Origin of the sequence: Paraburkholderia sp. BL23I1N1, from assembly GCF_003610295.1 — a bacterium.
In the GTDB taxonomy this organism is placed as follows: domain Bacteria; phylum Pseudomonadota; class Gammaproteobacteria; order Burkholderiales; family Burkholderiaceae; genus Paraburkholderia.
Genome location: NZ_RAPV01000002.1, coordinates 57,212 through 81,591, shown reverse-complemented (window position 1 = coordinate 81,591; position 24,380 = coordinate 57,212). Strand labels below are relative to the sequence as shown.

General features: G+C 57.3%; 27 protein-coding genes and 1 pseudogene. 19 read left to right on the top strand and 9 right to left on the bottom strand.

Going from position 1 to position 24,380, the window contains the following annotated elements; genetic code table 11:
* Positions 1-190: 190 nt before the first annotated feature.
* The 5 genes from B0G76_RS44335 (at position 191) to B0G76_RS32900 (ending at position 2,921) form a co-directional block, all read left to right on the top strand.
* Positions 191-409, top strand: coding sequence for a hypothetical protein (locus B0G76_RS44335; RefSeq protein WP_120297014.1), 219 nt, complete (start codon positions 191-193; stop codon positions 407-409).
* 165 nt (positions 410-574) lie between these two features.
* Positions 575-1,126 carry a DUF262 domain-containing protein gene (locus B0G76_RS32915; RefSeq protein WP_120297013.1) on the top strand — a complete coding sequence of 184 codons (552 nt, stop codon included), beginning with the start codon at positions 575-577 and terminating at the stop codon, positions 1,124-1,126.
* A gap of 89 nt (positions 1,127-1,215) precedes the next feature.
* Complete coding sequence (locus B0G76_RS43125) at positions 1,216-1,362, top strand: hypothetical protein (protein WP_183082254.1); 147 nt, start codon at positions 1,216-1,218, stop codon at positions 1,360-1,362.
* Positions 1,363-1,797: 435 nt separating this feature from the next.
* Positions 1,798-2,259, top strand: coding sequence for a hypothetical protein (locus B0G76_RS32905; RefSeq protein WP_120297011.1), 462 nt, complete (start codon positions 1,798-1,800; stop codon positions 2,257-2,259).
* Complete coding sequence (locus B0G76_RS32900) at positions 2,256-2,921, top strand: hypothetical protein (RefSeq protein ID WP_120297010.1); 666 nt, start codon at positions 2,256-2,258, stop codon at positions 2,919-2,921. Before B0G76_RS32905 ends, B0G76_RS32900 begins: the two co-directional genes overlap by 4 nt.
* A gap of 174 nt (positions 2,922-3,095) precedes the next feature.
* Here the strand turns inward: B0G76_RS32900 and B0G76_RS43120 are convergent, their stop codons facing one another.
* The 6 genes from B0G76_RS43120 to B0G76_RS32875 all read right to left on the bottom strand — a co-directional run bounded on the left by B0G76_RS43120 (position 3,096) and on the right by B0G76_RS32875 (position 6,274).
* Entirely contained in the window at positions 3,096-3,266 is a 171-nt protein-coding gene (locus tag B0G76_RS43120) for a hypothetical protein (RefSeq protein WP_183082253.1), read from the bottom strand.
* A 248-nt stretch (positions 3,267-3,514) separates the two neighbouring features.
* Positions 3,515-4,003, bottom strand: a complete 489-nt coding sequence (locus B0G76_RS32895) for a hypothetical protein (RefSeq protein ID WP_310793968.1) — start codon at positions 4,001-4,003, stop codon at positions 3,515-3,517.
* A 56-nt stretch (positions 4,004-4,059) separates the two neighbouring features.
* On the bottom strand, positions 4,060-4,935 hold the full coding sequence (locus B0G76_RS32890) for an HAD domain-containing protein (protein ID WP_120297009.1): 876 nt from the start codon (positions 4,933-4,935) through the stop codon (positions 4,060-4,062).
* 56 nt (positions 4,936-4,991) lie between these two features.
* The gene (locus B0G76_RS32885; protein ID WP_120297008.1) at positions 4,992-5,324 is read right to left on the bottom strand and encodes a hypothetical protein; all 333 of its coding nucleotides are present in this window, start codon (positions 5,322-5,324) and stop codon (positions 4,992-4,994) included.
* A 32-nt stretch (positions 5,325-5,356) separates the two neighbouring features.
* Entirely contained in the window at positions 5,357-5,566 is a 210-nt protein-coding gene (locus tag B0G76_RS44660) for a BPSL0761 family protein (RefSeq protein WP_120297007.1), read from the bottom strand.
* Positions 5,567-5,755: 189 nt separating this feature from the next.
* Positions 5,756-6,274: a DUF6471 domain-containing protein gene (locus B0G76_RS32875; RefSeq protein ID WP_120297006.1), complete on the bottom strand. Its 519-nt coding sequence runs from the start codon at positions 6,272-6,274 to the stop codon at positions 5,756-5,758.
* 904 nt (positions 6,275-7,178) lie between these two features.
* Between B0G76_RS32875 and B0G76_RS43115 the strand changes: the two genes are divergently transcribed.
* The 8 genes from B0G76_RS43115 to B0G76_RS32835 all read left to right on the top strand — a co-directional run bounded on the left by B0G76_RS43115 (position 7,179) and on the right by B0G76_RS32835 (position 18,100).
* Positions 7,179-8,588, top strand: a complete 1,410-nt coding sequence (locus B0G76_RS43115) for a hypothetical protein (protein WP_183082252.1) — start codon at positions 7,179-7,181, stop codon at positions 8,586-8,588.
* A complete protein-coding gene (locus B0G76_RS32865) occupies positions 8,581-10,365 on the top strand; it encodes a TnsD family Tn7-like transposition protein (protein ID WP_183082251.1) in 1,785 nt (594 codons plus the stop codon). Before B0G76_RS43115 ends, B0G76_RS32865 begins: the two co-directional genes overlap by 8 nt.
* The gene (locus B0G76_RS32860) at positions 10,322-11,944 is read left to right on the top strand and encodes a TniQ family protein (protein WP_120297003.1); all 1,623 of its coding nucleotides are present in this window, start codon (positions 10,322-10,324) and stop codon (positions 11,942-11,944) included. Before B0G76_RS32865 ends, B0G76_RS32860 begins: the two co-directional genes overlap by 44 nt.
* Positions 11,920-12,930, top strand: a complete 1,011-nt coding sequence (locus tag B0G76_RS32855; protein ID WP_147394119.1) for a hypothetical protein — start codon at positions 11,920-11,922, stop codon at positions 12,928-12,930. The genes B0G76_RS32860 and B0G76_RS32855 overlap by 25 nt, the downstream gene beginning before the upstream one ends.
* A 30-nt stretch (positions 12,931-12,960) precedes the next feature.
* Positions 12,961-15,225, top strand: coding sequence for a DDE-type integrase/transposase/recombinase (locus tag B0G76_RS32850; RefSeq protein WP_120297001.1), 2,265 nt, complete (start codon positions 12,961-12,963; stop codon positions 15,223-15,225).
* Between the two features lie 1,120 nt (positions 15,226-16,345).
* Positions 16,346-16,693, top strand: coding sequence for an isochorismatase family protein (locus B0G76_RS32845; RefSeq protein WP_259460902.1), 348 nt, complete (start codon positions 16,346-16,348; stop codon positions 16,691-16,693).
* Between the two features lie 110 nt (positions 16,694-16,803).
* On the top strand, positions 16,804-17,154 hold the full coding sequence (locus B0G76_RS32840; protein WP_259460901.1) for a helix-turn-helix transcriptional regulator: 351 nt from the start codon (positions 16,804-16,806) through the stop codon (positions 17,152-17,154).
* Between the two features lie 394 nt (positions 17,155-17,548).
* Positions 17,549-18,100 carry a hypothetical protein gene (locus B0G76_RS32835; RefSeq protein ID WP_147394118.1) on the top strand — a complete coding sequence of 184 codons (552 nt, stop codon included), beginning with the start codon at positions 17,549-17,551 and terminating at the stop codon, positions 18,098-18,100.
* 81 nt (positions 18,101-18,181) lie between these two features.
* Here the strand turns inward: B0G76_RS32835 and B0G76_RS32830 are convergent.
* Positions 18,182-18,379, bottom strand: a pseudogene (locus tag B0G76_RS32830) (hypothetical protein); the annotation flags it as partial.
* A gap of 922 nt (positions 18,380-19,301) precedes the next feature.
* Here B0G76_RS32830 and B0G76_RS32820 point away from each other — a divergent pair.
* Together B0G76_RS32820 and B0G76_RS32815 are read left to right on the top strand one after the other, a co-directional pair.
* On the top strand, positions 19,302-19,763 hold the full coding sequence (locus B0G76_RS32820; protein ID WP_259460622.1) for a helix-turn-helix domain-containing protein: 462 nt from the start codon (positions 19,302-19,304) through the stop codon (positions 19,761-19,763).
* Positions 19,760-20,311 carry an IS630 family transposase gene (locus tag B0G76_RS32815; protein WP_120289909.1) on the top strand — a complete coding sequence of 184 codons (552 nt, stop codon included), beginning with the start codon at positions 19,760-19,762 and terminating at the stop codon, positions 20,309-20,311. Before B0G76_RS32820 ends, B0G76_RS32815 begins: the two co-directional genes overlap by 4 nt.
* A 164-nt stretch (positions 20,312-20,475) precedes the next feature.
* Here the strand turns inward: B0G76_RS32815 and B0G76_RS32805 are convergent, their stop codons facing one another.
* Positions 20,476-20,712 (bottom strand): group II intron maturase-specific domain-containing protein, encoded by a 237-nt coding sequence (locus B0G76_RS32805; protein ID WP_259460955.1) that lies wholly within the window; start codon positions 20,710-20,712, stop codon positions 20,476-20,478.
* Between the two features lie 145 nt (positions 20,713-20,857).
* Between B0G76_RS32805 and B0G76_RS32800 the strand changes: the two genes are divergently transcribed.
* The gene (locus B0G76_RS32800) at positions 20,858-22,180 is read left to right on the top strand and encodes an IS1182 family transposase (protein WP_120289662.1); all 1,323 of its coding nucleotides are present in this window, start codon (positions 20,858-20,860) and stop codon (positions 22,178-22,180) included.
* 118 nt (positions 22,181-22,298) lie between these two features.
* On the opposite strand, the gene B0G76_RS42615 is transcribed toward B0G76_RS32800, so the two are convergent.
* On the bottom strand, positions 22,299-22,598 hold the full coding sequence (locus B0G76_RS42615) for a hypothetical protein (RefSeq protein WP_147394117.1): 300 nt from the start codon (positions 22,596-22,598) through the stop codon (positions 22,299-22,301).
* Positions 22,599-22,654: 56 nt separating this feature from the next.
* Here B0G76_RS42615 and B0G76_RS32790 point away from each other — a divergent pair, with 56 nt between their 5' ends.
* From B0G76_RS32790 to B0G76_RS32780, 3 genes are all read left to right on the top strand, one after another.
* Positions 22,655-23,257, top strand: coding sequence for a GNAT family N-acetyltransferase (locus B0G76_RS32790; RefSeq protein WP_120296997.1), 603 nt, complete (start codon positions 22,655-22,657; stop codon positions 23,255-23,257).
* A 120-nt stretch (positions 23,258-23,377) separates the two neighbouring features.
* On the top strand, positions 23,378-23,719 hold the full coding sequence (locus tag B0G76_RS32785; protein WP_147394116.1) for a DUF6916 family protein: 342 nt from the start codon (positions 23,378-23,380) through the stop codon (positions 23,717-23,719).
* 32 nt (positions 23,720-23,751) lie between these two features.
* Positions 23,752-24,366, top strand: coding sequence for a phage tail protein (locus B0G76_RS32780; RefSeq protein WP_120296995.1), 615 nt, complete (start codon positions 23,752-23,754; stop codon positions 24,364-24,366).
* Positions 24,367-24,380 lie beyond the last annotated feature (14 nt).

Sequence of the window (24,380 nt, the reverse complement as noted above, 5' to 3'; positions counted from 1 at the left end):
CCGCGTGCGGTGAGAGTGCGCGCGCGACACGCGCGGACCGCTGCACCTAGTGTCATGGCGAAGCAGCCCGCATGCCGGAAGCTCGTCCGGCAATTCAGCCTGACGTGTCGGAAATTCCTCGTCTGATAACGCCCGAGGGGAACGCGCTGCGCATTGATGCTCACGACTCGCATGTTGAGGTCGTGCGCAGATGGAATCGGCAAGCTACAAGAGATACCGCATCTTCGGTCACGCCATAGTTCATCAAGAGGACATCCTTTCGTCTGAGCGATATGCAGGCGGCGGGACCATCACCCGTGACGCAAAGATGGTTGAAGCCTCCGGGGTACTCGGCGTTTTTTATACGGAAGAAGAGGCTCAACTCGCGGGATTAGACTGGGCGCGCGCGTGGGTCGATAACCACGGATAGTGCCTGGCGGACTTCAGTCCACGGCGCCTCATGCTGGCTTGAATTTTATCGGCCCAACCCATTATCAAGGGATATTTTCAGCTCCGGTTGCTGCTATGACGCGGTTTCGGTTAGTGTTCGACGTTCCGGAGCGAGAGCACGCTACCAACGACAGGGCGAGACAGGATGAACCAGCGACAGGACGACGATTTTCAGGACGACTCTGCCATCCTCGAACAGGCAGGCATCGGCGCGAAGGCCATCGGCTTCTCAGACCGCATCGTGCCGAAGGGCATAAGCATCAGCCTGTTCCTGATGAACTTGGAGCAGCGTAAATACCAGATTCCGACCTTCCAGCGCGACGTCGTCTGGATGCCCGAAAACGTCAAGAAGCTGTGGGACAGTCTTTTCAAGTTCTATCCGCTTGGCAGCCTGCTGGTATGGCGAACTGGCGTAGCTTTGCACAGCCACCGCCAGATTGGTCGTCTGCTGATATCGCCGCACGAAAAGCAGACCGAGTATCAGTATCTGCTCGACGGTCAGAGGACCACTGCGCTCTACACTTCCATTTTGGGTGGCACGATTGCCGGTCGCGAGGATTTCAAGCCGGACCTGTATGTGGACCTTTCTGTAGAGCTCGACTGTGACACCGATGACAACAGCTACCGCAAACGGTTGCGTACATCACCCAGCTCACCAACCTTCAGATTTCCGCGCGTAACCCGGTGGACTACTTGAAGGACATTGCCAGTCAGCCGAAATTCCCTGACGTCCTGGAGGGCCACATCATTCCTAGAACGATTCTCGAGCTCGCGGGGAAGGAGACGATGCCGATTGACGCCCTGAAGACCTTCATTGAGCACCGCATTGACCAACTCGTGAATCGACTCAAGAGTCTCGGGCTGAAGGTGGCGGAGTCGGACAGCCACACGCCGCCGGGTCGCATCGTTGAGACTCAGGCCGAAGAAGGGTAAAGGGGTCGCCTTCGGCCAGCTTTGGCGGATTCCCGAGCGAGACGCTCCCTTTTTCCGCATGCTTGCGGTTGACGTCCTGCAGTCTTTAGACATCTTCTACCTATCCCCAAGGGTACTGCTGTTTGGGATTTAGGCAGGTAGTAAGTGATGGTCGCGTCGGAAAGTACGGCGCACGCTGTTAGAAAGGTGACGAGTCAGGCCGATTGATTGAGGTTTCATTTCATCTTGTCGGCTCCCACTGGGCAGAAGCTACGATGGACGGCGTTTGGCAAGCCGGAGCGCCATCGAAGTCGTAGTCCGTGCACTAGCGCACAAAGAAAACGGTCTATCGGGGCAGACCCGCCGCGCGCGGCAACGCCGCATTACGCGCTACCGTGCGAATATAGAGCCCGCCTAAGCAGTGCGCCAATAAGCCCGTAAGCCAAAGGAAAGGCCATGTTCGACCTACGTAAAGTCTGGAATTTTGGCTCGTTGGCGTTTGGATTCCTCTTCCCTTTTTTGCTCGGCGCGTTCGAGTCGACGCTACGGGGCGCCGCAGGTGACAATGACCCGCAGTTCTTCCTGCCGGCGTTAGCCGCAGCCGGACTTGCCGCCCTCCTGCCATGCTTTTCCGTCGGACCGCGACCGGAACCGGCTGCGCCGGGAGAGTCAACGGAGGCGGCGCGCAGGCGCTGGGACTACAATTGGAATGCGGGTGTGCTACTGCTCGCGGGAGGATGGTTCATCGTGGGAAGTCTCCTTTGGGCGGTCATCCTCGTCCATTCCATAAAAGGGACCCTTCCCGTCTGGTGGCCAGAGTTCACGTTCAACAAGGCAATCGGCGTATCAGGTTCCGAGACTCTCGCGTTTTACGTGCCGGCGACGATGCTGGCCATTGCCAAACTGGTGAAACCATGAGCGGATTTCTGTCGTTCGCGCAGGAGAACCCAGCAATGCTGGTTGTGCCAGCAATAGGCTTTCTTGCGTCCTTATGGCTGGTACGCATCAAGATGAGATATTTGAGCAAAGGTGTCCTTTTTGGCCGCGCGGCGCCGACCACGGATAACCCTGCTGTCGACGACAAGGACGCTTCGCCGTCCGGTTCCGGCGCGAGGGCTGAGCAGCCGGAGACGCCCGCCAGCTTGGCGATACCGGCGTTCGGCGGCCAGTTGTGGTTCGTCGTTTTTGAGGGTCTCCTCGCAAGGTATGGCGGCCTGGCAAAGTCCGTCCGTCAATCGCAGTCTCAGACAGAATCAGGCCAAATCGAGCCTGCTCTTGCCAAAGCGGCGGCAGCGAGCGTCGCACAAATCACCGAGGACTGGCAGGTGGCGAAACAAACGATGGGGAAGACTGCAGAAGCCCGATTCCATTTCGAAGTTCATATACTGGACCAAATCGTTTTCGGTGACATGCACGCCTCAGACCTTCGGGAACAATCCCATCTGGAACAAAGGGCGGCCACCGCGATTATCGATTTCGTGGATGTATTGCGTCGCCTTCAAACCGAAGCTGCAAGGGCGCCGCAGCGATGGGTCGAACCGCCTCAGCATGCGAGCGACACAAAGCGCTCAAGCGCCTGACGACCGACGGCGAAAATCAACCTGGCAGCCCACCGCGGTAAGGCTGCCGGTACAGTGCTCTCACCCTGTGATGGCCGGGGGCTCACAGCGGTCGACCGCTCGGTGCTCAAGCCACCCATGCACACGCGCTTCTCAGGTTCCGCGCAGGTCACGACTTTCTTCCTGCGAGTCGAATTACTCTTTTCGGGCGAACTCCAGTCGTGCGCGGTAGTATTCGACAGACGCGTCGTCGACAAGGTACTGTCCATTGTCAGCGAGCGTTCCGGTCAAATCGCCACGCTCAAGAAGCCGCTTTACGTGCACTTGTCTGACAAAAAGGTACCTGGCTACTTCTTTGATGTTCATCTCGGACCTCCCGAATGCACCCGCTTCACGACAAGACCGATGCCGGCAAGATACAGTCGCCGTCACCGGCGCTTATACGTCGGAATTATTTGAAAATCTTGGCGATTTAAAGCCCGAGGACGAACAGCGTAGCAATTACGGCCATGGACACATCGAACCACTTCGCGACGCAATTGATATTCTTCTGCGATGAAGCGAAACGGAGTAGCCACTTCATGTGACGGCGCGCCTAGCTAACGTCGACGCCACTATCTGCCGCCATCCAGAAAATCGCGCCAGTCCCACGCGTAAGCGCACTCCATGGGCTCCGGGTCCTCGTCAATTAATGGGCGTGTCGAAAACGCCATACGTTTTTTGAACAGGCTTCGCGCAGGTTCCGGTATCTCCCGAAAGCGCACATACGGAGTATTGCCTGAGATGCGAACGGGAACATCGAGTTGTTGGGGGCGTGGGGGTAGCTCCTCCTTCCCTGTCAGCGCGACCGCAACTGCACGAGCTACGAGGTCCCATAGGGTGGAGGCATAGCGTGGGTAGTCGTCCAAGGACCCGCATATTTTCCCATGCGGGTCCTCGCTTAGTTCGACCTTATAGTTCGCGAGGGAACCACTTTTAACCCGGCCAATCTTCGCGGTTGCCAACACCCGACTGCCGCTCTCGCGGCCGCCCGGCCATAATTCGACAGTTACTTTGAGCATCAACGCTGCCTCGGTCACATATTTCGGTTCAAGAATTTTCAAACCAGGAACGCCTTGGTTCGCGAATTCGATGCACCGAATCGAACTGGTTAGGAAAACTAGGTGTTTCTGTTATTGTGTACCCTGACAAGCCATTCCCGAACGCGTTGCTGTGCGCCTTCGTCACTGATGCCGAGCGTCGAGTCTAGGAGCACGAAGTTCTGCACCAGCTCACCAGGCTCTCGGCCAAAATTGGAAGCGTCGTACACGGAATCATCGAGTGCTAGCCAGTTCTTCAAGCCCTTCCCAAAGGCGTAGCAGGTGATTATGTCGGTGCGCCCAGAGCCGTTCTGCATGTAACTGAACCGTGCTTTCCTGCCACGAGTGGTGTCGACAACCCTCCGCGCCAATTCCGGCGGCAGGTACGAAATGACTATCTCCGTTGGCATCGTTTGAAGCCATGATGTCGTAAGGACGATTTGCACGGCCGGATATGGTTCAAGCATTCCAATCAGAAGCGGAGCGAATTCGAACAATGGGCGACCAGAGTCGAGAGTTATCTGGCCGCGCTCATCGACAAACGCGTGACCAGCGTGAAGCGTGCCATCGTAGTCAACGAAGAGAGTCGGCGTTGTCATATCTAGCGCAACGGTCGGCTTCGTGTCGGGTTTCCTGGCACGTGACTGGCTCGCCATGACGTCATGCCAGTTCACAGTTTGGCCGAGCGCCTGCGTGACGATGTCGGCGTCGCCCCTAGGCATCACCAGCATGGCAAGGCCAAACCCCGTCAGCACTTTGAACAGGCGCTCGGTCCTTACAGATTTTCCGTTCTCGATACGGGTGAGTACGCCAGACGAGACACCAATCGAATCGGCGGCGTCGCGTACATTGAGCATGCAGCGCAAACGGGTGTCTTTTACCAACTTCCCGAGCGCCGGCAGATTAAATGCGAGCGGGTTTGCACTGTTGTCCTGAGCCGACGAAGAGACAGGCATGGTAGCGACACATCAAGTGGTTGGTTCCGTGGATTGAGGATAGCCGCGGATGTCCCTTACGAACCGACTAGTGTTCGTAGTCGCTGAGCGAGCCACGTCAGTTCGTCTGGCGATATCCAGGCCTTGCCCGCAACGGCCCTGCATACGTGGTCGAGCGTCCGGTCATTTGAGTGCTGGGGATGCGCCGCTCCCTCCTTGCGCACAATAGGAACGAACTGGTTTGCGATGTATTCGCAGATGAGCCAGCGCTCGTATCTCGCCGTATCTGTTTGTCCCGTGACATAGATTCCGTCGACCAATACCGCGTAGAGCTTTGGTTGGGCTCCGGAGACAACCGGGGGCATCATGTCTCGCGGAAAACTGGCAGGGACATCATCGTGGATTTCCATTTTGCTCGCGCCTACCTATGGTCGGGGCGCAATCATCCTTGGCCAATTACTGGCTGTGCCCAAACGCCAGGTAGCGCCGAAGCAGACACAGAAAGGTCAACGTCGAGCGGATAGTGCCTAAGGAGGTCCGCTGCAACAGTCTGGACAAGGCCAGGGATAGCGACTTCGTCTGCATGAACAATCATTCGCAAAAAGTCGCGCGTCTTCACGACGGCTTTGGTGCGCTCGTCAGGGGTCGTCATTTCAGTGCCCTCGTAGCAATAGCTTGAAAGTGTTGTCGCAGGCTCCTTCGTTGCTCAGTGGCCGGGAAATCGCACGTGCGTGACGGTTCTAAGTCACCGCGTTTTCCAACCAAAAAAACAACGTAAAAATCGCCGTATTTGAAGTTTAGAAAAGCTTGAGAAAATAGCAAGACCGGAATGAGCTGGAGTTCATTCGACCTGTGCGTTGTTGGTCACCTGAACGGCGGCTATCAGGTCTTCGTAATCCACGTAGCGCTCGAGACTGGAGCTGCCCAGTGCGACCAGGCACTGAAGAAATTCCGGAAGAGACAGCGTTCCCCGAGAGAGGTGTGACGCAAGGGTCTTTTCGGTAAGGTCGGCCCCGAGACGAACCATTCTCAGCGCCAACTCGTCGATGGTAACGGTCGGCTGCCGCGACAGCTCCGCAGCGACAACAGCGCTTGCACGGTGTTCCCATGTGCCTGATGCGCACAATGCCTCATCCCATAACGACGGTATTTTGGCACCTGTGACAGAGAGTATCTGCAATAACAATTCCAGCTTAATCCTTCCGCGGGAGACGCGAGAAGCGAGGGACCGCTCACTCTCCCTCACTCTGACCGAAGACAGCGCCTCAGACAATTGTGCATAACTGAAGTCCTTGCGTGCGAGAACTACGCGCACTACGCGGGAGGCCAGACCGGCCCAAGGTGGGTCTGCGTCGCTCACAACTTTCCTTGTCTCAGGGAAAACATGGACTAAAATGAAATGACAGTAAAAATCGCCGATTTATTTTTGATGTCAATGCATGGGCTGGCGCAAAGTGCTCGCGATGTGAGCGAGTGCGCTGCGGGAATTGTACCAGGCGTGTCAACTACGAGCTTGCTCGTATCTGAGAGGCGGCACCGGTTCCGTCTTGCAGAGGCCCGGATGCGTCGTAGGGATGTCAACGCCAAACCTGTGACGCTCGCTTGCGAGCGTGCGGCAATTCGAGACGAAAAGGAGATGGAACTAAGGGGTCTTGCGATGTGGGCGGGCGTCAAGTACCATCGGCACCGGGAATATGGCAGCTAGTATACTTTAAATGCGAATTTGTCAAGTCACCGTGCGGGCGACCGACGAATCGAGCTTTTTATCCAGTTAAGGAGGCGTAACACCGCAGTCACGCATCGGCATCGTATGCCCAAATGAAAAACGGAGGCGAGGGTTGCAGCCCGAGCCTCCGTTAGATGGCGCATCCCAAGAGAGACATTCCACCGCTTACGCGCGCGTAGATTCTCACACTGGGTGCGTCGTGTCAACCCCTGTCCGGACGCTTTTGAAGACGTCGCGGACGCACCTCAAACAGTGAGATTTCTATGTCGACGCCAATCCTTTCCGGCACGGACCGATGCTGTCTGGGTCCGACTACGCCATCTGCATCGTCCACGGAGAGACCTGAGAGCGCATTTCTCTGCGCCGCTCTTTGTCCCGCAATCCGTTCTCCAGCCCCTCCATCGTCCGGCCGTAAGGAGCGGTCAACGCCGCAGCACCATAGCGTGGCCTTCGACGCCACGCCATGGTCCGCCAATCGCGGTCGGACTCTCGATGCGTGGTTCTGTCGCACCGTTGCCTGTGACATTCGGGCGGGTGGATGATGGAACTCATCGAAGTACCCACGTGGCCGGTGTTCCGCCGCGGGTTGGTAGTCATGCAGGCTGACAGCCTTGAGTCATACGTCTGCCAGACCTCGGAGCTACCAGAGTTCGCGCATGCGCCGAGTAAGGCGGCCGTTCTCAAGCGGTTGCGCAAGAGGCTCGTCCCTGAAGACAGGGATTTGTGGAAGGCCGGCCCTGAAGCGAAGATTCGAGCAATGACGCAGTTCGACAAGGGGTATCTCGCAACCGAGGACATTGTGAGGTACACGTACACGCTCGTCTCGGCTTACGTCGACTGCATGCAGGACAAATGCATTACCAATCCGAGGTACCGCCGGTATTTCTATTCGTTCCAACAAGCGGTCCAAGGACGGGGCTCCATTCCGAGTCGCGACAACCTCGATACGCTCACCGGCGTCAATTTCGTCATAACTGGTTGCTCCCAGTCGGGCCGGACGGCATACATACAGCGCCTGCGCAATCTTTTTGGACCACCGTTTCGTGTGGTGGCGTCATCGTTGGCCGACATCAAGCTCGTCTGGTACTTCCCCATTGTGGTTTTGCAGTGGCCCAGCTGCGGAACGCTGAAGGGACTGCTTGAGCAGATTCGAGAGAAGTTCGTATCGGAGATTAAAGACCCAGCGAGCCTCGCCCCCGTATTTCGGAAAATGCGCGGAAAGAGTGCAGCGTCCGCAGTCATTGCAGCGTCAGTTCTATTGAACGTGGGTCTGTTCGTCATTGACGGTGCCAACGCTCAAAGTCTTAAAGGACAAATTCGCGACATTCTCAAGTTTTTGTGCCGACTCCAGGGGCACACGAACATCCCGCTTCTGCTTTCATGCACGGACGTGTTCATGGCCGGCGCGAAGCAGTTGGATTCGGACGTCGACGCTGTGCTAAGTGGCCGAATTTTCGCCTTTATGCCGATGGCCGCCCCCCCAGACAACATCGAAGCCATTCTCTGCGGGCGCAGCCTGCATGACGTGACCGCGGATGACCTCGACAAACTGGATTTTTGGTACCAATTCAATCTGTGGTTCTGGAAAGCAGGGCTGCTTTCGCCGCTTCTCGAGATGCCGCATGGTTTGCCGAAGTGGACTTTCAAAGTCTGTCGTGGTCGTATCGGTTGGCTAGCTGCAGGTTTTCGTGCACTCCACGAACGTCTCGCATGGGAGCCGGAATTGCTGAAAAACGGCGGCCCCTCGAAGGAGGTGGTCGCGGAAATCTTCGAAGCGCAGCTCCAAACATATGAGCCTGCCTGTAGGGCCATTGCAGCATACGTGGAGGACCCCGCATCGATATCACGTCCCGCTGTCAAACTATACCTCGACCACTTGCCCTTTGGCGCCGGCACTATTCTCGCGGGACTTCCGACCCGGCCCAGGCTCGGAGGCGGCCATGTCTGAGTATCTCCCTTCAAGGGTGTTGATAACCCCCTTCCCCGATGGTGAGACCGTAAACTCGCTGCTGCGGCGAACTGCGGACTTCGCCGGCGATAGCACGCTTCGCAAGATTAGCCGGCAGTTGCTCACGAGGGGCATTGGCCTAGATGGTATGCCAAGCCGGTTAGATGAATTTCAGGCTCGCATTGGGTACCTGTTCGGCGACCGAAACGAGCTTGAGGCGAAACACACGCTGCTTGCCTATGAGTTGCTAGGGGTGCCGAAGGAGCGACAATCCGAGCAGAAAAGGCGGCTGAGAGCGCCATGCAAAGGACCGATTCGGTCGTCAAGGCTGCCTGTCCTGCTGGCGCCGTCTGAACGAGCATTTTTTTTGTGCCCCGAGTGTGCGGAGGAGGCGCAGGACCAACATGGTTTCTCCTTCACGCACCGTCGCAACGTTGCTCCATTTGTTGCAGCGTGCCCGGTCCACTTTTGCTGGCTCAGAACATCATTGACGCAGGAGCCACTGTTTGATGCGCAGTGTCATTGTGCTCGTTCGGCTGTGAAACTCCGGAACGCCATCGAGTTCGCGAAGCGCTCCGACACGTGCGTCGCGGGTATGGAGGCAGCGACTGAATACGGCAAGTCTGGCGTGATTGACGCCCTGCGAGATGCGCGCTGGTTGATGAACAGCGGCCGCCTTCGGCTTTCGGAACTCATCTCAACGTTCGAGGCTTTCTATCGAGAATCTTTCGACGACTCTCGGCTGGACACCCTCGTCTCGACGCCCGACTATGTCGACGCGGCGCTTCGCACCCTCATGCGTGACCACCGCGCGATACACCCGGTGTGGTGTATTTTGCTTAGATGGTTCAGCCAGCACTGTGAGTGCCCGCACCCGTCCGGCGCGGACCGCACTCATCGGGACGTAAAGTGCTTCTCGGTCGACCAGGCGAGAGCAGCACTGTTGCAGCACGGGACAGTTGTTTCTGCTGCCAATGAGCTAGGCACGAGCGCACACGCGCTGACCATCCTCTGTCGCTGCTCAGGAATACCTATCGATGCGCGCCCGTCGAAGTTGGCCGATGCGACGTTGGCCAACATTCAGCGACTTCTCGTTACTGGCATGCGCCCGCAGGACATCGCGCTTGCCACAGGCATGTCTACGAGTTCCGTATATCGCGTACTCGCCGCAATGCCATCCGTCGAATCGCACTATCGGACATACCTGACACGTTCGACTGATGAAACGAAGTCGCTCTGGCTGAAGCTGCGCCGCGAGCATCCGGACGCCACGCAAACTCAACTCCGGGATTTGGCACCGGCGGCATTCGCATTGCTGCGTCGGAATGCGCCCGAGTGGCTCAAGCGGCAACGCCGCACGAAACAGACCAAACACTCGACGGCGCCCGCATCCAGGCCTCATGCAGGACTTTCAGCGTTAGCTCGCGCAATCGATGCTGCTGAATCACATCTCGTTTCCCTCGAAGGCCCTCCTATGCGGCGAAGTGCATATCGACTTCGCGAACTACTGGGCATCAGCGAGTACGCACTGACCTCATCCTTGCCGAGCATCGCGACGCAAGCGTTCTCACAAACTCGCGATGGGTATATCGCCGCTCGTGTGGAATGGGGGACACGGCAAGGAGCGAGCGCTCGTGTAGGCCACTGGCGCATGGCACGAGCGGTAAAGCTGCGACAAACAACACTAAAAAATTGGGAAGCTCGTCGACAAGACGAAGCACAAACAGTGAAAGATGAGCACGGTAAATTTGTTTCACGGGACAGGTATCAAGCATGAAGAGGATTTCACTGGATTTGTGGTGCGGCAGGCTGAGTTGAGCGACGTGAACAATCACCGTGGCGTGATGGCAGTGATGGACAAGGTCCACCATAGACCAGCATTCGTACACCCATCAAATATTGAAGGAATAGCGAGCTTGTTTCCGGGGAGCTTGCCGGGCTGGGAGTCGCTCGTTATGAATCACACGCGCTACCGCCTGAACAGCGCATTTCTTCCCGAGTCGAAGAGCCAGGCGTTGCTTGAACAGTATCGACTTGGCACCCTGCCGGGTTCGATAAGCCATGTGCCAAAGCACAAGGCAGTTCTCCGTGGTCGCCTGCAAATCTGTCGGAGCTGCATGGAGTCTGACTTTGCGACGCATGGACACGCTATCTGGCATCGCCTTCATCTCATGCCATCGATACGCTACTGTCCGAAGCACAAGGAGGCGCTTATGACATTCGCTCCTGGTCGTGACGTTAGCCATCGCAGAAGCCCCCCGACATGGCATCCTCGACATCAATGCCCGCGCGGTGATGAACTGCGTGCCCTTGGCAGAATGACAAACCACGATAGCGTGGAAGCGGCAGTCGCCATTGCGCAGATGGCGCAGGAAGTGCTCGAAGGTCACATTGATACATCGGCACTCGCAGAAAATACGGGGCCGATTCTTCGGCGAAAGATTCGGCACATCGCTCATACGTCCGACCGCCGTGACTATCATCAGGTGGCACAGGAGAACCTCGAGTGGCGATTGGGGGCCGAGTTGACTCCGCTCCTCGGTTTTGCGGGACATACCTTCGTTCGGGTCACTGGCCATGAGGCGTCTGATGGACCTCTGATAAACCCAGTCCAGAACATCGCGGCTATATGGAGTCTATTCGGAGGATGGCACGACTTTCTGAATGAAGTGAACGCTCGTGAGGTCAGCCCCAAGGAATACGACGCCCAAGCTCGAATTCCGCCGAAGTACGTGCGTCGGACACCGGATAAAAAAATCGAGCGATGGCGTCGCAATTTCGAGCAGCTTGATGCGGTCGAGATGGAGCACTACCGCGAACAGTGTCGCTCTGCAATTCTGGCCGGAAAGACCCTCACACCGACCTTTACGCGTAACAGCATTATCGACCTGCCGGATGGCCAGAAGCTAGCGTTCTTTGCATTCCACTACGACCGAAATTGGTTCGACGAGAACTTACCGTCGCAATCAAGAAAGTCTGCCTTGCCAAAGGTAGTCGCGCGAAAGCAGACGCTTGAGGCGAAAAAAATGGAGCTGGTGCGACAACGCTATGAGGACACCATTCGCCACGACCCGAGGCGTCGCATCTCGCGAGCGTTTCTCCTCAGCGAGACAGGCAGCGAGTCGGCATACAAGCGAGGAACAGGCACGCCCGAACTTGAATCGCTGTTGGACCAATGCGCCGATAAGTACGAGACCTGGCGTGACCGACAGATTGAGTTGCATACGTCGCTAGCGAAGAAGGTCGATAAAGATTCGAAATGGGCTACTCGTAAGACGTACGAAGGTCGCTCAAAAAATGCCTTTTCCAAACGCATCTGTAGGGCTAGAGAATGGATAGAAAAAAACAAAGACTGAACGGTGACTGCTCGCATCTGTCGTTTTCGCGCGCTAGAGGCAAGCTCTTGCGCGGTATTGCTATCGCGAGCGGGTTGCGGGTGACGGAGTGGCATCCATGGTCGATGAGTGTCACCATTTCGAAGAGTCTTGCAATCGACGAGCGTGACGTCGAGGAAGATGGGCGAACAGGTCAGGAATTCCAGCTTCGCCGGCTTGCCGGCTGGCCTGTTCTTCAATGGCCAATCGTTCTCCCCGAAACTGACCCACGTGGTGTGTTGAGCGCCACGAAGTTCGAGTGCTGGAAAAAGGCAAGCGACAGCCGCGTGGGTATCGCTGGCTATTACTTCAGCTTTAAGGCCGGCGGCAAGGTTGCGTGTCATTCCCACCTCGAAGCACGCCTTCTGGTGTACTTCGAAATGTGTCCCTTCGTCGTCGAGATACGAACGCAGTACCCGCAATGGAATCGAGAAGCGTTTCTGGCGTACTGTCGGGCAGACCGCATGTTCCCTCGGAACGAGCTAGCAACAATCGACTTCATGCTCACGTTGAGGATACCAGGAGTGCCGTATCTGATTTACCACGCTGTTTCGGCAAAGCCGCATGAGCATCTTTCACTTCCCAAAGTTAGGGCAAGACACGAACGCGAGAAAAAGGGGGCGGCGGAATGGTGTGCGACCCACGAAATCATGACCGAACTGAGCGTCACGGAGCTTGAATACTGGAGCTATCTGCGGATGCTTTCGCACATGCAACATGTGGAGCTAGACGAGATTGGGGGGCTTGGTGGAGTCGCTGGGCCGTTCGCGCAGGACCTTCTCGCCACGAGAGCTAGCGGCAACGCCGAACGTGTCGTTTCTATGCTAGGCAAACGGCGTGGGTGGAACAAGGAAAAATCCTTCCGGATGCTTGCCGTCGCTCTTTTCCTCGGCCACCTCAAATGGGATGTTCGTTTCAGCTACGAACTCGGAGAGCCGCTAAATTTCGTTCGCCCGAAATCGAACTGAGGCACGCTTCGAGTTGCATCGAGAATCATCATGAATTGTCCGAATCCGGCAACAGAAAAAATTACGCTATTTCGCAAGTTCTCAAATGTGACCGTGGTGCTTCCTAAGGGCCCGCACTTGCTCGCTAGGTATCTAGGAGAAGACAACGCATACGTATATCTGGTACGACTGGGCTATGTGGAGAACGGCGTCGCTACATTCCACAAAGACCCCGATACGATGAAATATCGAATGAAGTTCCCTATCGAAGTGATGCGGAACCTCAGGGACCGGGAACTCGCGTGGCGTGTCGACGAATGCGGGATACCGAAAGGTATGTCGAAATTTTCGCTCGCAGACAAAGAGGATAAAGAGGCGCTACGGGAAAAGAATGACGTCGTGTCACATATTGTTCGTGTCTATGGGGATAGCCCATTCAAGGACAAAAAGACCTATTCTGAGGCAGTCGCCAATGCAGCGAGAAAGTTCGGCTTTACGGAAAAGTCGGTACGTAAATATTACGAGCACTTTCTTTTCTATGGGGGGCACGAGTTCGCACAGGCGCCTCGAGACTGGGACAAAGGTGGCGAAGGCGTCGAGCGCCTCGGAGCGAGACGTGCTGACGGTACCCTTATTGAGTCGGGTCGGAAGACGTTCGCAGAAGTTATCGACCCGTCGACACATCTCTCACGGATGCAGTTTCCGGTGTACCTATTCGAGAGATTGAAGAAGTACGTAAGGCGCGAAGCACACGTTCCCGGAGCTACCATTACGGACATTGCACGAGGTTTTCTGCGGAGCCAGGTGGGACACAACCGTGATGCCGACGGCAAGAAACAAACATTCGCTGTCGACCCGCGGACGTTGCCGAGCGAGCGAAACACTATAAGAAAGGTCACGCCAATCTTTCACGAGGAGAAGGCGAAGTTGGCGCTGCTCCGAAGCTCCGCGCGAGGGCGAGGCTATTCAGCGCAGATTGCGAACGGGGACCTCAATGTGGTGGATATTGACGGCACCGTGGCCGACTGCTTCATTCGTTTCGGCGACTCAATTGTTGGCATCGACAGCGTATTGAAGCCGACGGTGCTTCTCGCGATTGACCGTTCAAGCCGTGCGATTATCGGATGGTATGTGACCTACCGGCCAGAGGACGCCAACTCCTACCTGGCGTGTGTCTTTAGTGCATGTACGGACAAGGAGGACGAACTCGCACGATGGCGTGTCTCTCACTTAGATGGGATGGTCTACGGTTGTCCGAGTGCGATTTTCGTAGACCGCGGTCCAGGCATTTCGGAAAAAGTGCATCGCGCCATTGTCAGTGGGATGCGGCAGCGACTGCTTATGGCCGAGCCGGGAAAGCCGCAGGCAAAGGGTGACGTCGAGCAGACGATGGATTTTTTTCAGGAAGAAGTCGCTGACATCATTGGCTCGACGCATGGCGAGCCGGTCAAAGGAAAAGGCCCAGAGAAGGACGCGGCGCGCAAGCGCAATCGAGAAAAGCTGAGGAAAGCGGTGGCGAGTGCAAAGTTGACGCTTGAGCAATTTATGCGAGCGCTTCTCACTGCAATAAGCAGGCATAACTTGAACTCAGACATGCGTCGAGCACGGACTCGCTTGATGGCGGAAGCCGAGGTGCCGCCGGTGCCGAAGCATATGTTTCTGTTCAATGTAGCGATGCGGGCTGGTGATGCTGCGTGGGACCTTACGGAGGAAGCGATAATCCGCCGACTCGCTAAGCCGTTCTCTCCCGACATGACGGCGCCGAGCGGAATTGTTAGCTTTGACAAGAGAGAGTTCACCTGTGACGAACTTCGAATTAGAGCGATTGAGCACGAAGCCACGCACAATGGGAGTTCGATGCCGATTAAGGGCTACGAGCTGTTCACTTCCAAGCTTCATGCTTTGTGGGACGATGATGGCTATCTCGTGGAACTGGGGCCCTCCGAGCAGACCCTCGAGAAGTTTGGCATCGCAATTCCCGACTTGCGTGACTACATCCAGATGCGGGACCTAGCGGACCTCGAAAAACAGAGAGACAAAAACCGGTTGCATCCCACCGTCGAGCAGGCCGTCAAACGAGGCGGTGTCTCGCAGGCGACGCAGAGGCGAATGGAGGCAACAGAAGGCCTGCCACCGACAGTCAACAACAGAAGGGCTCGCAAAACTGCAGAGGCACATGCCAGCGCGGCTCACACTCGCGCGGTGCTAGCTTCGGCGCAGAAGACGTCAGCGCTGGACAGCAACGCCCGTGTGCCGGCGGTGGCAGAGCCACCGACTCGCTCCGGTAGCCGCCGCGTTATCGACATCAATTTCTAGCGAGAGCGTTGCGTTTGGGGGAGTTGCCTCAAACGCAACTCCGTCGCGCGTGATTCTAAACTGATGGAGCGGGCGCTCTCTACGGAGTCTGCGCGCTAACGACCATTGCGGCCACGGAACTCTGCAGGTTGAGATTTGATAGTTTTTTCATTGCTTTGCGTCGCGCGTCACGTTGAGGCCGTAGAGGAGCCCCCTCAGTATCTTAGCCTGTGGACGCAGGCGAACTGGATGCCGGACGAGGAGGCGCGGGGCCGGCTATAAACGGCGACGCAGTCGAAGTTGAGCGAGGGGTTGAATTTAGCTGGAAGCCAGCATTGACGGAGCGCAGAACGCTTTCATTGGTAGAAGGAGGTTTTTTGCGAATCTTGGTGGCTGCGGGGGGGCGCTCGGCAATTTTTTGAAATGCCTGCCAAACACAAGTCGTTGATTTACCTGAACTACTCTCAAGTGAGAGAAATTGGCGGTACGCTTTCATTTGGTGCGAACAGATGTGTGACGTTCGAACAGAAGCGCATATCTTTGCGTCAACAGAAACGCATATCTCTCGGAAAAAGTCTCGCTGAGGCTTATCCCGCTGCGATTGTTCGAACAAAAGCACATACCGTGGGCCGGGGCCTCTTGGAACCAATGACCACTCCTCAAGTGGTGAAAAAAAGCGCTTTATGTCCGGAAGGGCTCGACAGACGAGCCCTTGGGGCCTAACATTCAGTACCGTAATCAAGCACCCAAGCCGCTGATTACAATACAAAAAGTAATGAATTAATACTGTCGGCGTACGTGGCGATGTTATCGATCAGAAGGCTCGCAATGTAAGTAAAAACTTATTTAATTAAATAGCGGACGAAAAAAAACGAGAGGCGCCAACCTCTCGCTTTTCCGGATCGCCGTAAGGAGAACCGAGTCATCAACTCAAGTCTCCCCCATGGCATCCAATTCGTCAAGGACTCTCCAGGCTTTTTTGCTTGCGGAGTGTAAACACTCGCCCTTACTGGATTGCTATGGGACTCTCGATATCACGGGGGCCGGCACGGTTTTCGCCTAATCATTCCGGCAGAAACTGACGTCTTTAATTTCTGGCGATCCTGCTTTCGGTAATTAGTCGTTTCTCAGGAGCTTGCACATGTTTACGTTCACTCACCGCAATCCCGCGATGCAACTGGATCGGCACCACACGGCTCTCGTGCTGGCGGACATCCAGAACGAATTCCTTTCGGAAACGGGAAGTTATTACCCGATGATTGAAGAGAGCCTGAAAGCTAACAAGGTTCACGATCATCTCGAGCAGCTGCTGCAATGTGCAAAGGAGTGCGGCTTTCCCGTCATTCATTCGCCGCATTACTACTTTCCGTCTGATGGTCAATGGGTCGCGCCGGGCGGCGCCATCTCTGACTACCTCGCCACACAGATCCAGTTCGTCGGACGCAAGGATCCTGTCGATCTCGAGGGCTTCGCAGGCTCGGGCACCTAGGCGCAACGGGGCGCACCCGATTGGTCGGGCCAAGAACACGAGAGGGTTTCAAAACGTAGCTACAAGTATACATATCGTATATATCGGCATACAATGACGGTTCTCTATGTATGGAGGTAGTTACGATGACGAGACAGCTTCCGCCTGTCACCGACCCGAGCTTCCGGTCTGCTTTGAAAGCAGCGCGCGAAAACATGCGGTTTTCGTATCGCGAGCTTGCCCGCCGCGCTGGCATTCATGCCGTAATGCCATCTCGCTATGAAAATGCGGATAGCGCGGACGCGACTCTGCCCAGTTACGCCACTTGGGAGAAGCTCAACGCGGCACTGTTCCCGGTTGACATCGAGGCGGCAGAGTCAGCTACATCGCAGGACGAGGTGTGCCTGAAAGATGCCTCGGTGGAAGAAATCGTCGCGGAGCTAAAGCGTCGCGGCGCCGAATCGGTCGCAATCAACTGGTAACCGCCTGAAGATAGTCAGATGAACAGCTTTGAGAACCTGAGTCCTGAGGACCGCAAACGCGTGTCGTATCTGAAAACTCGCGATGATTGCGCGCAGCTTGCGAAGAATGCCGGCGACAAATATCCGCATCTCGTGGTCGCGGCACGTCAACGGTCAATTGAGGTGCAGGTGAACGCCATGAATCTCGACTCAGCCTTGCGTCGCGACATCTGGAGCGTCGTCTACGCTCAGGAAGAAGCAATTTTCGTGAGGAACGGCAGACGTCTGCGCGCCAACAGAACCCTTCAGTGCATCACCAACCGCGGAGAACTCGGTGGTGTTCCACCTCACGCACACACCGCTCGATGTGCTGCGCAAAAAAGGCCTGCGAGCGAACGCGCTCGCGGACTACACCGTGCACAAGCTCATTGGGCGCCTGCAGGAGCGAATGGCACCGGCACTTGAGGAGACGGCTCGCCGGTTCACCCGCACGCATGGGGATTACTACCCGCTCGAATTGAGCCTATGGGAGCAGTTGTCTCTCGCACCTCCGCATTACAGCGGCGTGCTCCTGTCTCTCACGCAGGACGACGCCTTGGCCGGTTTGAACGAAACATCCGAACCAAACAGGAAGTTGCGTGCGATGCTTCAGTTCTCGAAGCAGTTCGCGCCCGAGGCACTTGAATCGATAGCTCGATTTCACGATGGCGATACCGCTCATGCGCTCGGTAGATTGGAGCGCGCGCCGGCAACGCCCGGACATCTGCTTCGTTTGCGCGAACAGCCTTCGTTAGAGGACGGTTTCTTCTCGCTGCTTGCTCAGCCGTTTCTCGAGGTGAACGGCATCTTACGTAACTATGATAGAGGTGCCGATTTACGCCCCGAAGCCCGTGCCATCTGGTTCAACGGCATCATTCCGTTCGAGTGCTTTGAGGTCCTGCCATTGCAGTCTGGCGGAGCACCGTAACTGTCAGGGGGCTTTAGTTAATACACCACCAAGTCTCCGCTTCGGCGCATGCGGAGAGATGCAGATGGCGTGTCGCCCTTCTCACGCTGCGAGCTTGTGCTCGTAATAGGGCCAGTCCTTGTCATCGAGGATGGCGTACATCGCTGCCAGGCTCGACGCGCTCGGATTGAACCACGCTTCGATGTTCTCGGGCTTGATGGGGATGATGCACCGGTCATGGCTGACCGCTTCAATCTCTGGCGGCGGCTCATCCGTGATGGCCGCAAACGACAAGAGGTTCGCTATGTGTTCGTCAGTGAATTCACTCATGTTCGATGCGCCTGCTCGCTTCGGTCGCCAGTGTATAGCTCCGAAACGGCCGATAGCGCACGGCACCGTATGCTCAATATCCGGCCTTTTTCTTAAAATGGCGGCAATTCGATAGCGTTGGCAGGACCGCTCGAAGCAAGTCTAGTTCGACATCGATACCGGCTCTCGCGGTGCTGGACGAACTGCTCAACGGCGAGAGCATCCACTGCGGGTTCGGCGAAGTGTTCGCCTCCCTCGCATCGGGCGTCGACGCAGCGAGCCAAACCTCGGCTGGCCAGGTGAATCATCGAGCTTGCGCCCACCTTCGCGGTTAAAATCTGTTCAGCAAAATTGAATGAAATGCAACTAAGATATACGTTCGCAAACTCGCTTCACGTCTACGCTTAATGACAATAACTATAGGAACAAGATGCGTAACAATGCACTTTCGCGCATTGCAACCAAGGTCTGAACCGCCGGGTGCATGCAGTGGAAGAGACCGTCGGCCTTGATAGAGGAACGCAAAGCCCGTACGGCCGGCCCCACGCCGCGACTTAACAAACCTCGAGGCCTCTCGCCCTCATCGAATGTATTCGACGAAAGCCTTCTGGTTCTTCCGACCTACAACCACGGCGCCTTCCTCAGCCTTGGGGCTGAAATGTCCGATGCGACGCGCAATATCATTTTCATATACGGTGTAGCCCGGAAAATCGACCGTTGAACGGCCGCTTTACAGATAGCCACGGGCTGCCTTGGGTCGAGTATCGCCGCCCCCCCCGCCGAGGAGCAAAGCGTGGATATGCAATCTGCATCGGGCAGAACCCGGTAGAGTCGAGTTGTGGCGCGGTAAGTGTTGCTGGTAAACGCGTTTGAATTTTGTTAACTTCGGCGAACCCATTGCGCCGGAGTCCAGATGAAGTGTGTTGTAGAGCTGAGCGAAGCCGAGGAAAAGACCTTGCAACAGATGTCGTTGAACCACCAGCATCGCGACATGCGCATCCGGGCCGCGGGCGTGATGATGCTCGGCCGCAAGATCAAACTGACTGAAGTGGCTGCGCAGCTCAGCGTGAGCGGGCAGTCGGTCTACAACTGGGCGCGCGCGTGGCGGGAATCCGGCATATGTGGGCTGCTGGTCGGTCATAAAGGCGGACGTCCCCGTTCGTTGTCTGAAGCCATGATCGCCACCGCCATCGAGGCGGCCAGCGTCGAATTGATGACGCTCAGACAGATTGCGCAGCGCGTTGAAGAAGCTCATGGTGTGCAGTTTCCCTGCCGCCTGGATACCTTGTCGACTGCGCTCAAACGAGCGGGGTTTTCCTACAAGCGTGGTCGCTATTCGCTCAAAAAAAGCGTAGCCCCGAGGAGTTCGCCGTGAAGGCCTCCACCCTCGCGAAGCTACAGCAGGCCGCACTCGACGGTGCGTGCCAGCTGTTCTACTTCGATCAATCGGGGTTCAGTGCTTCGCCCCCGGTGCAGCGCGGCTGGTCGCCCATCGGCGAACCGCATCGTGTGTTCCCGCAACCGCACTGCAAACGCTCCGTCCTTGGTGCACTGGATTTCGGCGCCAACCTGCTGACGTATCACACCAGCAAGACCACGATCAAACGCCCCGATGTCGTGCAATTCCTTGAGCAGATCGCGCGGAAAAGCACGCCCGGTCTGACGACCGTAGTGGTGCTCGACAACGCCTCGATCCATCACAACATCGATCAGGAAACAATCGACCGATGGTTTCTCGAACATCGCATGGTGCTGTTCTATCTGCCGCCCTACAGCCCCGAACTGAATCTCATCGAAATCCTCTGGAAGCACGCCAAGTATCACTGGCGCGGCTTCGTCACCTGGACCAAGGAAACCATCGATGCCGAGGTCAAAAAACTGCTCGACGGATTCGGCTCAGATTTTCAAATCAGATTTTCGTGAACACTTAGCATTAGGTTCAGCTTGTCTGTTTCCGCCTCTTTCGTCTGGCGGTGCCCGAATATCCTGGCCTTAACCCCGTTTCCGCACCCCGCGCATCGAACCGGACATGCAGATCTCCCGCATCCGGCTCTCGGACAAGACATCACGCCTTCGTACTCGGCAAGTCACTTCCAAGGCCCTTGTAGACGAGCGAGACCGAAGTGCCCGTAGAGGTGCGAGGTTGGATAGCTCCCGCCCCTGCGACGTCTTACCTTGCGCTTGGTACGTAACCACCGACGCAACCGCGCGCTGGTGTAGCTATCGAGCGCCCGATATGCTCGACTGACCGTGCCTACCTTGAAGTAGTTCGCCCAGCCGCGCACCGTGCGGTTCAATTTGCCAATCAGCTCCGTGGTGTCCATCCACGTCATAGAAGCGGCGGCTCGCGTTGCCAGTCCTCTTTCGCATCCGACCAGACACGTTCCTGCAGGTCGTGCTCGTCAGCTAGGAGCGTGCGCGGCAGAAGTCTGATGTCATCCGGTCGGGCAGGGTAAACGTTGTTAGCAGATGACAACAAGCTATCTCCCCTACGAGCCGCAGCAGCAGATGTTGCTGCCCCACGCGCTGCAAGACTGGCTGCCCGAAGGGCACCTTGCCTACTACATCAGCGACACGGTGGACTCACTCGACCTCTCCGCTTTCCATGCGCGGTATGCCGGCGGTGGTCAGCGCAACCAGCCCTTTCATCCGGCGATGATGGTGAAGGTGCTCGTGTACGGCTATGCGACCGGCGTGTTCTCGTCGCGCAAGCTGGCCAGGAAGCTGCATGAGGATGTCGCGTTCCGGGTCCTGGCGGCGGGCAACTATCCGGCGCACCGGACGCTGTGCGACTTCCGCGCCTTTCACCTCAAAGAACTGTCGGACCTGTTTGTGCAGGTGGTGAAACTGGCCAGGGAGTGCGGACTGATCAGGCTCGGGACGATTGCCGTTGACGGCACGAAGATCAAGGCCAATGCCTCGCGCCACAAGGCGATGAGCTACGACCGGATGAAGAAAGCCGAGCTTGAACTGAAAGAACAGATCGATGCGCTGCTGGCAAAAGCGAAAGTGGCCGATGACGCTGAGAAGAACGAGCCTGAACTCGATATTCCGGCCGAGATCACGCGGCGCGAGGACCGGCTTGCGGTCATCCGTGCTGCGCGTGCGCGTCTGGAAGAGCGCCAGCGCCAGGCCGATATCGCGCGTGGTCGTAGCGACGACGACACGCCGCCGGACGGCGGCGACAAGCCGAAAAAGAAGTCGCGCTTCAAGTACAGGTTCGGCGAGCCCAAGCCCGACGCCCAGGAGAATTTTACTGACCCGGAAAGCCGGATCATGAAGCACGCCGGCGGCGGCTTCGACTATTCCTACAATGCCCAGGCTGCCGTCGACGACACGGCCCACATCATCGTCGCGGCCGAACTGGGTAACAGTGCCGCCGACAGCGGCCAGTTGCCAGGCGTTCTTGCTGCCGTGCTGCGTGACGCTGGCGCCAATCCCAGGCAAGTCCTTGCCGACGCGGGCTACCGGTCGGAAGCGACGTTCGAGCAATTGCGCGAGCATCCCGCCGAGCTGATTGTGGCGCCCGGACGCGAGGGCAAGAAAGATGTGAGGGTCGATGCCCTGAAGCGCCCGCTGTGCGCCGCGATGGCAGAAAAGTTTACTTCTGCGCAAACTCAGGCGGCCTATCGAAAGCGCAAATGGCTGTCCGAACCGCCGAATGCCTGGGTAAAAAGCGTTCTCGGATTTCGACAATTCAGCATGCGCGGACTGGCCAAGGCTCAGGCCGAGTGGAAGCTCGTCTGCGTGGCGCTGAACCTGCGCAGAATGTCGAAAATGAAACTTGCGTAAGCCCGGAAGGGGGCAAGTTTGCCTGATTTCGCCCCCGGGCAAACCATTTTTGCGCGCACTGGCGGGCAAAACTGCAATCGCAGTTGACGCCGCCCGATCTGGCGTCAACTCCGGAGGCTCAAATTCTGTCTGCCGCGCGGACTCCTAGTGCCAGAGCCGTCACCTGCTCGATCTTCATTTCATCGTTGCGGAACAGCTCGAGCAGCTTTGGCGAGACATTCGCCAGTTTCAGACGCCGGCGCACGACCAGCGGCGAGATTCTGAACAGCGCGGCAATGTATTCGATGCTTTTGCCTTCCCCGGCCAGCATCCGGATCGGGGTATTTCCGTAGCAGCAGGATGCATGACGCGATTGCCAGTGCTCATTCTCTAGACTAATATCCACAACGCCATTGTCGATCTTGACAATTCTTGACATTCACGTGCGGATCGAACCGGTTTTCATCGCTCGATCGCCTTCGATTGCGAAAGGAAATGCGAACTCAGACGGCCGATAGCGCCGAGGCGAGGCCAGATGCCGGGCGGCGTAGTATCGAAGAGGGCGGTGATCGGTTATGCCTGCGGTCTGCTTCCGAGTGCGATCGCGCTTTCCTTCGCGAGGTGTTCGAAAGCACCCGCGCGGACGAATTCGCGCGGACGGGATGGCGTCCCGAGCGCATTGTCTCGCTGCTGGCCGAGCAATTTTCCATGCAAGACACGTATTACCGTCGGCATTACCCGCACGGCCGCTTCGACGTGGTCGTGCTGGGCGAGCGCGCCGTCGGTCGTCTTTATCACGACTGGCACGGCAGCGAGGCGCGCTTGATCGACATCGCGCTGCTGCCCGCTCATCGTGGCGCCGGCATCGGCACGCGGCTCCTGCGAGCGTTCGTGACGCGGGCTGCGGCCCGCGCGGTGCCCGTCGTGCTGTACGTCGAGATGAACAACCCGGTGCAAGGACTGTATCGACGGCTTGATTTCGAGCCGGTAGGCGAGAACGGAATCTACATCCAGATGCGGCGGCCCGTCATGCCGTTCGGCGACGTGGACGTGGCAAGTGTCGATGGGCTTGGCCACGAGGCTGAAGGCACGCGGTAGCGGGCCGACGCTCAGGTGGCGGTTCGCTCTCGGGCGGGCCGCTCAGATAAGGCGGCAATAACATAGACCATGGCCGATGCTGTCGGCGAGACACAAATCGAACAACGAGCGGGGGCTTGTTTGCTATCCATCCCTACCCATGCCGAATTGCTCGAGGCGATCGGGCAACGGTTCACCTTTGGTGCTGCCAACGGGCAGTCCGTCGAGGCGGTGCTCTCGCACGCGCCTGCTGGCGTGCCTATGAACGGCGGTTTTGTCTGCTACGCGGCCACGTTCGAGCTGCCCGCAGGCGTTTCGCTTGCGCAGGACGTTTATCGCATTGGTTCACCCGTGGGACGTGCGTGGGATCTGCTCGCCACGCCGACACGGCCCACCGAGGACGGACGATCGACGCTCACTGTCGTCGTGCATACCCGTACCGACGAGCTGGCTAAAGCAGCCGGCTCGCCGGATGTGACGTAGGCGTTTTTCTTTTCTTCGACAGGAGACCTTCGATGAGCGATCCGTTTTTGGGCGAAATCCGCATGGCCGGCTTCAATTTCGCACCGAGGGGCTGGGCGCAGTGTCAGGGCCAGTTGATGCCGATTTCGCAGAACCAGGCGTTGTTCTCGCTACTCGGCACGTTCTTCGGCGGCAACGGGGTGTCGAACTACCAGCTGCCGGATCTGCAAGGCCGCTCGCCCGTGGGCATGGGGCAGGGTCTGGGGCTCTCGCCCATCGACATCGGCGAGACCGGCGGGACGGAGAATGCTTCGCTGACGATTGAGAATCTGCCGCAGCATACGCATACGGCGACGGTGTCGGGCGGCGCCGGGACGGCCTCGATCGCGATCCCGGCATCGACATCGACGGCTTCGGGTACTCAAACCGCGGCGCCCAGCAATACATCCGTGTTGGGGCCGATCAGCGCCGGCGGGCGGCCGGGCGAAATCTATAGCACCGCGACAGCCGACACGACCCTCAAGCCGTTTAACGCGACGTTGAGCGGTACGGCTCCCACGGTTCAAAACAGCATGACCGGTAGCAGTCTGCCGTTTTCTCTGCGTAATCCGTACCTCGGCATCAACTTCATCATTGCGCTGCAAGGGGTTTTCCCCCCGCGCGGGTGATGAACGCGTGCCGT

Coding starts and splice junctions, on each gene's coding strand:
- B0G76_RS32800 (WP_120289662.1), top strand. CDS start 20,858: ATGACAACAAGCTATCTCCCCTACGAGCCGCAGCAGCAGATGTTGCTG.
- B0G76_RS32840 (WP_259460901.1), top strand. CDS start 16,804: ATGGAGGTAGTTACGATGACGAGACAGCTTCCGCCTGTCACCGACCCG.
- B0G76_RS44335 (WP_120297014.1), top strand. CDS start 191: ATGGAATCGGCAAGCTACAAGAGATACCGCATCTTCGGTCACGCCATA.
- B0G76_RS32905 (WP_120297011.1), top strand. CDS start 1,798: ATGTTCGACCTACGTAAAGTCTGGAATTTTGGCTCGTTGGCGTTTGGA.
- B0G76_RS32855 (WP_147394119.1), top strand. CDS start 11,920: ATGGATAGAAAAAAACAAAGACTGAACGGTGACTGCTCGCATCTGTCG.
- B0G76_RS32790 (WP_120296997.1), top strand. CDS start 22,655: ATGCGAACTCAGACGGCCGATAGCGCCGAGGCGAGGCCAGATGCCGGG.
- B0G76_RS43120 (WP_183082253.1), bottom strand. CDS start 3,266: ATGAACATCAAAGAAGTAGCCAGGTACCTTTTTGTCAGACAAGTGCAC.
- B0G76_RS32885 (WP_120297008.1), bottom strand. CDS start 5,324: ATGGAAATCCACGATGATGTCCCTGCCAGTTTTCCGCGAGACATGATG.
- B0G76_RS32865 (WP_183082251.1), top strand. CDS start 8,581: ATGTCTGAGTATCTCCCTTCAAGGGTGTTGATAACCCCCTTCCCCGAT.
- B0G76_RS44660 (WP_120297007.1), bottom strand. CDS start 5,566: ATGACGACCCCTGACGAGCGCACCAAAGCCGTCGTGAAGACGCGCGAC.
- B0G76_RS32845 (WP_259460902.1), top strand. CDS start 16,346: ATGTTTACGTTCACTCACCGCAATCCCGCGATGCAACTGGATCGGCAC.
- B0G76_RS32780 (WP_120296995.1), top strand. CDS start 23,752: ATGAGCGATCCGTTTTTGGGCGAAATCCGCATGGCCGGCTTCAATTTC.
- B0G76_RS43125 (WP_183082254.1), top strand. CDS start 1,216: ATGCCGATTGACGCCCTGAAGACCTTCATTGAGCACCGCATTGACCAA.
- B0G76_RS32805 (WP_259460955.1), bottom strand. CDS start 20,712: ATGGACACCACGGAGCTGATTGGCAAATTGAACCGCACGGTGCGCGGC.
- B0G76_RS32900 (WP_120297010.1), top strand. CDS start 2,256: ATGAGCGGATTTCTGTCGTTCGCGCAGGAGAACCCAGCAATGCTGGTT.
- B0G76_RS42615 (WP_147394117.1), bottom strand. CDS start 22,598: ATGTCAAGAATTGTCAAGATCGACAATGGCGTTGTGGATATTAGTCTA.
- B0G76_RS32820 (WP_259460622.1), top strand. CDS start 19,302: ATGAAGTGTGTTGTAGAGCTGAGCGAAGCCGAGGAAAAGACCTTGCAA.
- B0G76_RS32915 (WP_120297013.1), top strand. CDS start 575: ATGAACCAGCGACAGGACGACGATTTTCAGGACGACTCTGCCATCCTC.
- B0G76_RS32860 (WP_120297003.1), top strand. CDS start 10,322: ATGAGCACGGTAAATTTGTTTCACGGGACAGGTATCAAGCATGAAGAG.
- B0G76_RS32890 (WP_120297009.1), bottom strand. CDS start 4,935: ATGCCTGTCTCTTCGTCGGCTCAGGACAACAGTGCAAACCCGCTCGCA.
- B0G76_RS43115 (WP_183082252.1), top strand. CDS start 7,179: ATGATGGAACTCATCGAAGTACCCACGTGGCCGGTGTTCCGCCGCGGG.
- B0G76_RS32850 (WP_120297001.1), top strand. CDS start 12,961: ATGAATTGTCCGAATCCGGCAACAGAAAAAATTACGCTATTTCGCAAG.